The organism is Mucilaginibacter robiniae, assembly GCF_012849215.1.
GTDB lineage: Bacteria > Bacteroidota > Bacteroidia > Sphingobacteriales > Sphingobacteriaceae > Mucilaginibacter > Mucilaginibacter robiniae.
The window spans coordinates 3,249,534-3,262,729 of the sequence record NZ_CP051682.1 but is presented as its reverse complement, the minus strand read 5'-3'; the positions used below and the strand labels follow the sequence as shown (position 1 = coordinate 3,262,729).

Annotated in this window: 3 protein-coding genes; all 3 read right to left on the bottom strand. The window is 45.6% G+C overall.

Going from position 1 to position 13,196, the window contains the following annotated elements:
• Positions 1–214: 214 nt before the first annotated feature.
• Genes HH214_RS14475 through HH214_RS14465 form a run of 3 tightly spaced genes read right to left on the bottom strand, consistent with a single transcriptional unit; the run spans position 215 to position 12,932 of the window.
• The gene (locus HH214_RS14475; protein ID WP_169608783.1) at positions 215–2,176 is read right to left on the bottom strand and encodes an OmpA family protein; all 1,962 of its coding nucleotides are present in this window, start codon (positions 2,174–2,176) and stop codon (positions 215–217) included.
• 5 nt (positions 2,177–2,181) lie between these two features.
• Positions 2,182–3,177, bottom strand: a complete 996-nt coding sequence (locus HH214_RS14470) for a PorP/SprF family type IX secretion system membrane protein (RefSeq protein WP_169608781.1) — start codon at positions 3,175–3,177, stop codon at positions 2,182–2,184.
• Complete coding sequence (locus HH214_RS14465) at positions 3,174–12,932, bottom strand: gliding motility-associated C-terminal domain-containing protein (RefSeq protein ID WP_169608779.1); 9,759 nt, start codon at positions 12,930–12,932, stop codon at positions 3,174–3,176. The genes HH214_RS14470 and HH214_RS14465 overlap by 4 nt, the downstream gene beginning before the upstream one ends.
• Positions 12,933–13,196 lie beyond the last annotated feature (264 nt).

Here is a 13,196-nt window from a genome sequence, read left to right as displayed (position 1 = left end):
TCAACCGGAACTCTCTTAGTTTGCTTGTTATGGTTTTGATAAATAGTAACTTTAACAGACACTTCTCAAAACTTTAAAGCAACTACACAGTCCTACGCTCAATGTGCCAATAAGTTACAATTACTTGATCTTTTCTTGAGCAAACATTTATGTACCTTAAAATCGCAGCCTCATCCTGTTTTTTTAGGCTTTTAATGTTTTGCTTTGTAATAGTTTATTCCGTTTTAAGCACGGTAAACTCAGTCCGTCTGTTCAACTGCCGGCCTTCCGGATTATCTTTTCCGTTGGGTAACGAATTGGGCGCAATTGGCCGCGTTTCTCCATACCCGCGAGCAAATATTCGTTCCGCTGCTATACCTTCAGAAATAATATAATCCACACAGGCTTGTGCCCGTTTTTGTGAAAGGCTCTGGTTATACCCGTTACTACCAACAGAATCGGTATGTGCACTTAATTCTATTTTAAGCTTCGGGTTATCATTCAAAATGGTTACTACACCATCCAGTACCTTTTTTGATTCGGGGCGCAAGGTTGCCATATTATAATCATACAAAACATTCTGAATTACGATAGGCTTACCTACTTCAAAAGGTTGCAGGCAAATATCTGGGTTGAACAGGGTATCTGTACTGGTTTTACCACCACCTTCTACTGGTAATACTTTGGTAAAATAACCTGCTTTTTCAAACAGTAAATGGTAGGGGCGCCTGTTGGTAATTTTAAAAGTGTAGGGCGCATTCTTAGCCAGGGTAACTTTGGCAATGGTTTGCTTAGTGATAGAATCAATCAGGCTTACAGTAGCACCGTCTAAAACCTTGTGTGTTTCACAATCCATCAAATGCCCACTCAGAACATAACGACGATCGGTTATCTCAAACAAATCTAGGCAGCAATCTGATTCCCGGTCAGAGCTGATGAAGTATTTATTAGCATGATTACGGTCAGGATAAAAGTACAGATCATCTTTAGCCGAATTCATGGGGTACCCCATGTTACGTGGTTTGCTCCAGTTACCCGCATCACCTACACTTATAAAAAAATCGAAACCGCCCAAGCCGGTAAATCCTTTCGAACTGTAAATCAGCCTGTGAGTATCTTCATTATAATAAGGTGCCTGCTCATCCATCGGCGTATTAATTTGTGGCCCTAAGTTTACAGAGTTTACCGGATTGCCTTCATCATCCAGATTACTCATCCACAAATCATCGCCACCCTGGCCGCCGGGTTTATTGGAAACAAAAAACATCCGTTTACCATCGGCAGTAACAAAAGGCTGAATGGCATTAAAACCTTCTACATTTACATTAGCATTCAACCTGGATGGCCTCGACCAATTTTCGCTTTGGCGCACGCTGCAGTAAATGGCGTGTACAGTTCGGCTGCCTTCTTTATACCAACGTGTAAAGTACATGCGTTTACCAGCCGGATCAAGCGATGGGGTACCATACTCCACTTCCTTAGCTACCTCATCATCTTTAAAGCTAATTAACTCCGGCTCTTCGGGGTTGTTGGATGCCAAGTGATAAATGCGGTTCAGGTGCTTCTTATCATTTTTCATCATCCGGGATGAAGTAAACCAAAAGTTGTTATCCCGGTCGATAGCCGCATAATTTGAGCCATCAGAATTCCATTTGCCTTTCAGTTGCTTTACATCAATCAAAACCGGATAAGCATATTGTTCTTTAGCAAAACGGCAGTTATTGATTTCTTTATCAGCCAGCATAATAGATTTCTCATCTGCTTTATAGGCTTTTTTAAACTGTTCCAGTTGTTTAATAGATTCATCAAACCGCTGATTAGCCCGCAAGCACACTCCATACCATAACCTGGCCAGCGGATACTGTGCCTGCTGGTTATCATTCAGCACCTGATAGTACCAAGGTTCAGCCTCCAGATAGTTTTCATACAATCGGTATGATTCAGCCAACTGGTAGCTGATATAAACTTTATCAGCAGGCTTTTCATCCTTCGGGGCCTTTACAGCATTACCCTGATAGGGTACCTGTATAGTTTTGGTCAGTTTCAGGCCTTCGGCAGCTTTTTGATAATAGTAAGCGGCTTCATAATAGTTCTTGTTATGAAAAGCCTTGTCGGCTTCAGTTCTATAATTGCTAACATATTGTGCCCAGGCGTTAAATGAAGTTAGTAGCAGTATTAGAAGTAGTAGTTTTTTCATAAGGTTTATAATCTGGGGCAAACAGGTTCGGGCAGTTGCAGGTGTTTGCTGAATACATAGCTAATAGAAAGTTCAATACCTCCCTGCCCGCTGGTAGCCCGGTTTAATGATGAGGTATTAAAATCGTAACTGGCACCAATAAGTAAGCTATTAATATGATAGCCCACATTGGCTACGGCGGCATCATTCCACCGGAACATGCCGCCCAACATCAGGCCTTGTGAATCGGACACTTTAAGTTCGGAGTAAACACCTAAAGCTTCAATCTGAGAATTTTGCTGCTTGATGTATAAAGCATGAGGCGTAATATCGAAGTAATCGGATGCATGAATGCGAATACCACCATGCACATCATAACGCAAAGGTATTTTGGCCTTATTATCGGCAGAAAATCCATCTTTAGGTCGTGACAAGTGGCCTACACTTACCCCACCAAAGGCATTCATGGTTTTGTTCGGATTACCATCGTAGTAAAAAATACCGGCATTGGCATCAAATACGGTAGTATGCGTATTGCTGAAGTTTTCATAGCTGGGCAGTGAAGGATCGAATCCAACACCTGGATTGTACTGATCACCAAATTGCAGCTTGCTCATATCAAAGCTGCGGTTAATTAAGCCTGCCTGCAAGCCAAAGCTCAGGCGCTGGCTGCCATCATTAGAGATGGCAATGCCATAACCCAATGAGCCATACGCATCAAAATAGTTAAAACTACGCCCGCCTGCTGATTGGTCCAGAACCGTAAAGCCTAAACTTAACTTATCAGAAGTTTTAAAATCTCCTGATGCAGCGGTAGTTTGGTAAGCTTGGTTAACTGTTGCCCATTGATTTTTATAATTAGCACTAAAACGTGATTGTCCATTAAATACCCCGGTAAGGGCAGGATTAAGCCACAATGGGTAAGCATAATATTGTGAAAAATGCGGATCTACTTGTGCCTGTAAACGTCCTGTCGTCCCTATTACCAGGAGCAGTATAAGTATCTGTGTTATTTTTTTCATCGTAATAGATTGATCGTTCCTTTTTTCTTCACTACTTGTCCATCGTTCATATTGGCTTCCAGAATGTACACGTACACCCCAACTGGCAGTTGTTTACCTTTGTAGGTACCATCCCAACCGGTACTTTGGTTAATACTTCTGAATACCATTTCGCCCCACTGGTCATACACCCATAAAGTCATGGTTTTAATATTGGTACCGTACACCAGGAACTGGTCATTGTTGCCATCACCATTCGGGCTAAAGGCATTGGGTATAAACATGCCATCCCCCATCGGATTCTCGGTAACGGCAGCTAAGGCGGTTGATAAAGCGCTAACCTGACAGTCTGATTCGCCGCTTACTTTCACGATAATGCTTACGTTTTGGTTAGGTTGCAAGCCAGTTACGGTATGGGTTAACCCTGTGCTGCCTGAACTGGCTTTGGTGAAGGTTTTACCATTATCCAAACTGATTTCGTACCCTTTAGCTCCCGGTACAGCTTTCCAGCGGAAAGTAACGCTGTTTGAGGTAGCAGCATCTACACTTACCTGTGGTGCATCTAATGGCGGCGGTACCTGAACGGTAACCGGCATACGCACCCCACTACTACAGCCACCAGCATTGGTAACTTCTGCATAATAAGTTTTGGTACCACCAATAGGCGGTGTTTTGAAATGCATACCTGTAAATAGGGCATCGCCGCCACTTGGCACTTCATACCATTTTACGGTTAAGCTTGAATCAGCAACAGTAGCGTTCAGTGTAGTTGAGCTACCGGCACAAACGCTAAGCCCTGCGGTGCCGATTTGTGGTGCAGATGGCGGTGGTGCCAAGGTTACATTAACTGCTGTACGGGTGGCTGATGCACAACCGGTATTGTTTTCGGCCTCTACATACCAGGTAGTATTGTCGTTCACCTGCGGCGTAGTAAACTTAACACCAGTGTACAATACGGAACCTCCTGTAGCCGAACTATACCACCGATAGGTAAAGCCAGCTTGCGGATTAGCAACAGCTAACACAGCCTGTGTACCCGGGCATACTACTACATTGTTGCTTACTACTAAAGGTGCAATTGGTGGTTGTGCAATATTTACCTGCACGCTTGCCAATGCCGAGCTGTTACATGAGCCATTAGAAGCATTTACATAAAAAGTTGTTCTGGTTGTAATTGGGTCAGTAGTGTACGAGGCTCCGGTAAACAACAAATGGTTTTGTGAAGCCGAGTCATACCAGTTATAAGTAATGCCTTGCTGTGGCGATACAATGCTCAATGTTGCTGCGCTACCTGCACATACTGTTACGTTGTTAGCCGCCAGTACAGGTGTAGCCGGCTGTGGCACTACTACCACATTTACAGGTACCCGTACGGATGGACTACAGCTTTTTGTACTTACAGCTTCTACATAGTAAATGGTATTGGCTGATAAAGCTGGCGTGCGGAACGCCGTACCGGTATAAACTGCATTGGTTGCAGTAGCAGTAGTGTACCAGTTATAAGTAGTTGCAGCATCTGGATTAGTAATATGCAGGATAGCTACGCTATTTTGGCAAACGGTTAAATCGGCCGTATTTATCTGCGGAGCTGTAGCTTGAGCAGTATTTATTAATACCTTAACAGGCGTACGGGTGGTTGAAGTACAACCACCCGCATTGCTTACCGTTTCTACATAATAGGTTGTATTAGCAGTTAATACAGGCGTAGTAAAGGTAGCACCAGTAAACACTGGTGTACCTCCTGTAGCCTGTGTGTACCAGTTAAAAGTTACATTAGCGGTTGTACTGGTAGCATTTAGTGTTGCTGTACTGCCAGAGCAAATGGATGGGCTAGCAGCTCCACCCTGCCCGTTAACAGTTGGCACCGCAGGTATTGCATTTACATGAACATTTACTGCTGTTCTAGTGGCTGATGCACAACCTGTGCTGTTTACCGCCTCTACATAATAAGTTACATCGCTGCTTAAGCTGCCGGTTGTAAAGCTGGTACCGGTAGCTATCGGCGTGCCGCCGGTAGCTTGAGTGTACCAGTTGTAAGTAAAGCCAGTTTGCGGATTAGTAATGCTTAAATTAACCTGGGTGCCCGTACAGGTTTGCACATTGTTACCGTTGGCTATTATGAGTGCACCTGGAGCCTGTTGTACAATTACCTGTGCAGCAGTTGAGTTCGGGCTGCTACAACCCGATGCGTTTACAGCGGCCACATAGTAAGTCGTGTTAGCTGTAATTGGGCCGGTTACAAAGGTGGTACCTTCAAATACCTTATTGGTACGCGCCGGTGAGTCAAACCATTGGTAAGTCATGCCAGCTTGAGGCGAGCTTATGGTCAACGTAGCTGTACTGCCTGAGCAAACAATTACATTAGCATTCGTTAATGTAGGACTAGCTGGCAGATTACTTACGGTAACTGTTACTGCTGCACGGCTAACTGATACACATCCTGTGGTATTATCAACAGTTTCCACATAATAGGTAACGTTAGCTGTTAAGGCCGGTGTAGTAAAATTGGCACCAGTAAATACAGGCGTACCTCCTGTTGGTGTATTGTACCAATTAAAGGTTACGTTAGCTGCTGTACTAGTAGCTGTTAAAGTAGTACTGCTACCCACACAAGCCGATGGACTAGCCGTACCCCCCTGTCCGGTAACTACCGGAACAGCTGGCAATGGATTGACTGAAATATTGACTGTGGTACGGTTGGCTGATATACAGCCGGTAGTATTCACCGCTTCCACGTAGTAGGTAATATTACCGGGCAAGGTTGGCGTAGTGAAGGCTGTACCTGTAAACACCGGGGTACCGCCTGTAGCTTGGCTGTACCAGTTATAGGTAAAGCTTGCTTCTGGGTTAGCTATGTTTAAAGTAACCCGGGTACCACTGCAAGTTTGTACGCTGTTACCGTTGGCTATAACTGGTGCAGATGGAGCCTGCTGAATGCTTACTTGTGCAGTAGTTAAATTAGCACTGTTGCAACCACCTGTATTTACTGCACTTACATAGAAGGTTGTATTAGCCGTAAGCGGACCGGTTACAAAAGTGGTGCCTTCAAACACTTTACGGGTACGGGCAGGCGAATCAAACCACTGGTAGGTTACGCCAGTTTGAGGTGAGGCTATTTTGAACGTAGCTGTACTACCTGCGCAAATATTAACATTGGCTGAGGTTAAAACTGCGTCCGCTGGCAGATTAGTAACCGTGATGGTTACTGCCGTACGAGCAGATGGATTACAATTGCCAGCCTCAGCAGCTTCTACGTAATAGGTAGTATTAACAGTTAATGCAGGCGTAGTGAATTGCGTGCCGGTGTATAACAGCGTACCGCCAGTAGCTGCATCAAACCAACGATAAGTCAGATTAGCTTGCGGATTAGTAATGCTTAAACTGGTTGTGCTACCTGCGCAGATAGTTAAACTGCCACCTGATGCTTGTACCTGTGGCTGTACAGGTGCAGATTTTACAGTAATGCTGGTTGATGTACGTGCCGCACTCACACAACCCTTGCTGCTTACGGCTTCTACGTAGTAGGTAGCATTAGCCGTCAGGTTATTCAGCGGGAAGGTCGTACCGGTAAATACCGCATTACCGCCGGTTGCCGTAGTGTACCAATTATATTGCAAACCAGCAACCGGATTAACGACGCTTATAGCTGTGCTTCCTCCAATACAAACCTGTGTTTGCGTAGCGCTTAAAGTTGGAGCACCTATTTGTTCACTTACTGTTATAGTAGCTTGTGTGCGCCCGCCATTGTTGATACAACCGCTGGTTGCATTAGTAGCCTGTACATAGTAGGTTGTATTTTGAGTAAGCGCAGGCGTGGTAAAGCTAGCTCCAGTAAATACGGGCGTGCCACCTGTGGCCGCAGTAAACCATTCGTAATTCACACCAGTTTCCGGATTGAGCACCTGTAAAGTGGCGCTACTGCCTGCACATACTTCAGTGTTGGCAGTTAGCAAACCAGGAGCTGCCGGGCGAGGATTCACGGTAACTGTAGCTTGCGTTCTGGCCGGACTTGTACAAGTACCATTAGTTAGTTCAGCATAGTAACTGATGGTAGCAACAGGCGATGTTTGGAAATCAGCACCGGTAAATACCAGGTTTCCGCCAGTTGGTGCATCATACCAGTTTACCGTTGCACCGTTTGCATTAGTTATTGATATGGTAACCGGGCTACCCGCACAAGCCTGTACGTTGCTTTGTGCCAGTACGGCATTAACCGGTGTAGGTGTTACATTCACCGTAGCGGTTACCCGGTTAGGGTTAGGGCAGCTATTAACCGAACGGGCACTCTCTACATAATAGGTAGTAGTAGCCGTTAAAGCAGGCGTAGTAAAGGTAGGTCCGGTAAATACTGGTTTGCCACCTATAGCTTGAGTGTACCAGTTGTAAATTACGCCGGTGCGCGCATTATTCACCTTAAAGGTAGCCATACTACCTGAACAGATATTGGCAGTAGTAGCAGTTAATTGCGGTGCTTCTACCTGCTTACTGGCGTAAAATACATCTACGCTGTTAAGTAAGCCAGCCAAAGCACTGTTTAGCCGGATTTCTACCCGGTCAAATGTTGATTGGGGTGCAAAACGAACTAAAGCAGTTTGGCCGCCAGGTAGTAATTGTACCCTTACAGTATTGCTGTTTAGTAATACGCCATCATTATTGTAAGTACCGCCGTTGTAAGAAGCTATACGTACCCGATCCAGCACGCCTACTGAAGCAATGTTGGCAGGAAAACGCAACAGCACACTTACGGTATCCCCTACACTACCTGCTTCGCTAAACTTTAAATTTTGTGCTACATAGGAGCCCGCAACCCCTGCACCAATATTCAAGCGACTAAAGTTTGTGGTATCTACATCTACAGCATTGTCGGGGGTAGTTATGGTACAGTTTATGCAAGTTAATCCACCATTTACATCCGTAGTTTGTGTTGATGCAAAATCACATAGGGTTGAAAATACTGGGTTCACAGTAACAGTTACCGGGGTACGGGTAGCGCTCACACAACCGGTTGCCGGCGAGGTACTTTCTACATAATATGTAGTGGTTGAAGTGAGTACCGGTGTGGTAAAGCTATTGCCCGTGAACACCGGCGTACCGCCAGTAGCAGTAGTGTACCAGTTGAAGGTCGCACCAGAGGTGGTTGAAGAAGCTGTTAACGTAGCGGTTTGTCCCGATGTTATTTGTCCGCCGCTTGGATTAGAAGCTACGGTTGGAGCTGCAGGCACCGGATTAACCATCACATCAGCCCGAACCCGGTTGGCACTCACACAACTGCCGGATGCCGCTTCTACATAATACGTTGTATTGGCTGTTAAAGCCGGTGTAGTAAACTGCGCGCCGGTAAATACAGGTGTGCCGCCGGTAGCACTGGTGTACCAGTTAAAGGTTACACCAGCCTGTGCAGAGCTAGCAGTTAGTATAGTTGATGAACCGGAACATACCTGCGCTTGTGTTTGTGCCACAGTTGGATCAGTAACTGCATCATTTACATTGGCTGTTACCTGGGTACGGGTAGCACTACTGCATTGCCCGTTAACCGTAGCTTCGGCATAGTAAGAGGTAGTAGTGGTAAGCGGCCCTGTGGTAAAGGTAGTTCCGGTAAATACTGGGGTACCTCCTGTTGGCGTGTTGTACCAGTTAATAGTTGTTCCGTTAGTAGCTTGTGCAGTAAACGAAGCTGGTTGACCAGAGCATACAGTTACATTAGCAGTATTTACTTGCGGAGCTGACGGCACAGGGGTTACAGTTACAGTAGCTGGTGTACGTACCACTTGCGGGCAATTGGTAGCAGCTCTGCTGGCTTCAGCATAATACATAGTAGTGGCATCAAGCGCCGGTGTAGTAAAGGTTGTACCTGTAGCTACAGGGGCACCGCCAGTGGCTGAAGTGTACCACCTTACGGTAACCCCATCCGGAACGGTGGCCGTAAGCGTAGCTTGCGAACCTTGGCAAGCAGTTGTATTTTGGGTAGTAATAACCGGAGCCGCTACTTCTTGTGCAGCATCATAAATATTTAATGCAGTTAATGCACCGGCAGCAGCCGAGTTTAACCGTACTTCTACTCTGTCAAAATCATGCTGAGCCACAAAGGCTATCCGGAAACGGCTTTGTCCGTTCAGAAGCGTAACATTTAACAAAGAACCATTTACCGAGAAGCGGTCATTATTGTAAGTATTGCCATTATAAGTAGCTAAGGCAATGCGTGATAACAGATTCACATCAGCCAGTGAGCCTGGCATGCCTAATTCTACCACAACACTGTCACCGGCATGACCGGTTCCTGCAAAACGCAGGGTTTGCAGAGCATAAGCATTTACTAACCCTACAGGCACCTGCAGTTGCGAGAAGGTATTGCGATCATTATCAACAGAACCACCGGTGTTTGCTACGGTACAACCTAGGCATACTACACCGTTGATATCTGTAGTCTGATTCATAGCAGCATCGCAGGCTACCGGGTTTGCAGCATTTGGGTTAATGGTAACACTAGCCGTAGCCCGTGTAGATGATACAGCACCGGTAGATGGTACTACCGCCTCTACGTAAAAAGTGGTATTTGCAAATTCGGCTGGCGTGGTAAAGGTAGCGCCAGTAAATATTGGCGTACCACCGGTTGCAGCAGTGTACCAATTAAACTTTACGCCCGGCGTAGTTGACGAAGCAGTGAAAGTAGCCGTTTGCCCTGGATTAACCGCTTGTGTTGGCGGATTCACAGCCACATCAGGTATGACTACCGGATTAACGGTTACATTTACCGGCGTACGGGTGGCAGACACACAACTACCCGATGCAGCTTCGGCATAGTACGTTGTATTAGCTGTTAAGGCTGGTGTAGTAAAGGTATTGCCAGTAGCTACCGGAGTACCACCAGTAGCACTGGTGTACCATTTGATAGTAGCATTGGCTGGTGGCGTTGCAGTTAAAGTAGCAGTTTGTCCGCTGGTAATGGTTACGTTGTTGGATGCTACTGTTGGCGCGGCAGGTACATCATCTACCAAAACCTGAACCGGGTAACGTACCGGACTTACACAGCTATTGCGTGCATATTCGATGTAATAAGTAGTCTTGGCATTTAAAGCCGGTGTGGTAAAGTTGGTGCCGGTATATACTGGTGTGCCGCCGGTTGGTGTAGTGTACCAACTAAATGTACCGTTACTAGGCGCTGTAATATTGAGTTGCGCTGTACTGCCTTTACAAATTTCGGGATTAGCCGGATTGATAACCGGACGGGTAAACTGCTGTGCAGCATAATACACTTGCAGAGAGGTTAACAAACCTGCTAAACCAGAATTCAATCTGATGGTTAAGCGGTCATAACTGCCAGTAGCCGGAATGTAAACCACATAACGATTACCACTGCCTAATGCCCTCACCTGTATCAAAGCATTGTTTAATGCGTAACGTGATACCTGATTAGTACCGTTGTATAAGGCCACTTCAATCTGGCTTAACACATTAGCATCGGCCAGGCCTACCGGCGTTTGCAGCACCAGCTTAATCGTGTCGCCTGCAAAACCTGCCTGTTGAAAGCGCAACTCCTGCTCGGCATAACCACCGGTTAAACCTGCAGATATGCGGATGGTTGAAGCCGTGGTTGTATCGGCATCAACAGCCAGGGCCCTGTTATCTATATCACATCCGATACAAACCCCGTTAATTGTACTGGTTTGCTGGTTAGCAAAGCTACAAGGTGTATTATTGTTAATGTTTACCTGAATAGTTACCGGTGTTCTGTTCACTGATGTACAGCCGGCACTACTTACTGCATTTACATAATAAGTAGTATTGGCATATAATGCCGGTGTTTGGTAAATAACCCCGGTGTACACTGGTGTTGCTGCAGTAGCCGAAGTGTACCAGTTGTAGGTATTACCAGTTTCCGCATTGCTCACATTGATAGTGGCCGACTGACCAGCACTAATGGTACTACTATTGGCTACCAACACCGGATCGGCCGGTTTAGATTGTACATTAACCGAAACTAGAGCCCGCTGGCTGCTGCTGCAACCTGTGCTGTTTATCGCTTCTATATAATAATTAGTGCTGGTGTTTAAAGCCGGAGTAGTAAACCGGGACCCACTGTATAAAGCCGTACCACCAGTAGCTGTACTATACCAGTTATACTGTATATCACTTTGCGGATTAGTAACCGACAAGGTAGCCACCTCACCCTCACATATAGTTACCGTAGCGGGGTCAGAAACCGGATTGGCTGGCGCTGCAGTAACGGTAGCTGTAACCTGGGTGCGGGTAGGGCTTACACATTGCCCGCCGCTAACAGCTTCGGCATAAAAGCTGGTAGTTTGAGTTAAAGGTCCGGTGGTAAAGCTATTACCTTTAAACACAGGCGTACCGCCTGTAGGGGCGGTGTACCAACTTACCATTACGCCGCCTTCAACAACATTAGCTGCAAACGTTGCAGTTTGGCCCGAACAAATAGCCACATTGGCATTGGCAAATACAGGTGCGACGGGTGTCTGGCTAACCGTTATGGCTACGGGCGTACGTTCAGAAGCATCCGTACAGCCGTTTCTGACCGCCTCGGCGTAGTAAGTGGTAGTAGTACTTAAAGCCGGAGTTGTAAAGGTAGGTCCGGTAAATACTGGCGTGCCACCCGTGGCTTGGGTGTACCAATTAAACGTAGTGTTAGGTACTGGTGCTGCGGTAAGCGTAGCCGAATTACCCGCACACAGTTGAACAGCGTTGGTTATTGCACCATTGTAACTTACCATCGGACGAGGGATAAGTCGCTGTATTTCATACAAATCTAAAGTAGATAATACATTGGCAATACCACCGCCTAATCGTAGCTGTACCCGATCAAACACAGCACTAGGTGCATAGGTAACCGTAACTTTACGCCGGCTATTGGCTAAATCGAGCAGTCGTACATTTAATAAGGCCGAGTTTAATAAAGCCTCATCGTTGTTTGGTGTATTACCATTATACGTAGCAACGGAGATATTGGAAAGCACTCCGGCATCAATCAGTCCCTGAGGTATAGAAAGAGTCAACCGAACTGAATCGCCAATGGTTGAAGTATTGTTAAATACAGCAGTTTGCTGTGCAAAAGCCCCAACTAACCCTACTCCTGCATTCAAGGTAGAAGCGGTTGTCAAATTACCATCTATAGCATTTTGCGGGTTAATCACGCCGCCCACATCCAAGCCCAAGCCAAGTAAACCAGCCGATATACCATGCAACTCATCAAAAGCGGTATTACAAGCAACAGTACCGTTGCTTTTGTAAAAAGCATCATATAAATAAATATTGCTTAAAGCACCGGCAATTCCCCCATCCAATGTTACCCGTACACGATCGTAAGTACTTGCAGGAGTTAGGCTTAATTCAACCTGATTATTGTTGCTTAATGCAGTTAATAATGTATTAGCTGCAATGGCACCACCTACTGGTGTAGAACCGTTGTAGGGTCTTAGTGAAATTGCGCCTAGTGCCTGTAAGCTTAACAAACTGTTGCCGCTTCCCAGTTTTATGGTTACCGGCGTTCCGCCAGGCACTTTGCTTGTATTCGTAAAAATTAATTCTTGCCAGGTTTGAGCAAGTAATCCTACCGATACATTAAGAACCGAATAAGTTTGCAGGTTTCCATCTGCTGCATTAACGCCACCAGTAACCACACAGTTGGCACAAAGTAACCCCGACCGGCCCGATTGCTGATTACCCGCAAACGTACGCTGGGCAGTCGCATAAAATGTAGTAAACAGCGTTATAACTATTACTAACAAGATATATTTAAAGCACGAAGTAAAAATTTTCATAAGCATTACACTAGTATGACCGTGGCGATATCTACGTTAAAAGTGTAATGCATGGCTAAAAATTACCCCTGACAGTTTGTGCAGTTTACAGCCTCAGCTGTTCAGTTTGTTCATGCTTTTATGCACTTGAATATTTTGTGCATTTTCGGTGAACAGCCCAGTATTTACCTTGTAATTTCCTGGAAAGTATAAGGTTGGAACCTTAAACGACAGAAATAAGAAAAGCCTGCGGGTGCAGGCTGTTTATTGATAATACCAGTAACT

What these genes read in the sequence shown, in the direction of transcription:
- HH214_RS14475 (WP_169608783.1), bottom strand. Translation starts at nt 2,176, where the DNA reads ATGAAAAAACTACTACTTCTAATACTGCTACTAACTTCATTTAACGCC.
- HH214_RS14470 (WP_169608781.1), bottom strand. Translation starts at nt 3,177, where the DNA reads ATGAAAAAAATAACACAGATACTTATACTGCTCCTGGTAATAGGGACG.
- HH214_RS14465 (WP_169608779.1), bottom strand. Translation starts at nt 12,932, where the DNA reads ATGAAAATTTTTACTTCGTGCTTTAAATATATCTTGTTAGTAATAGTT.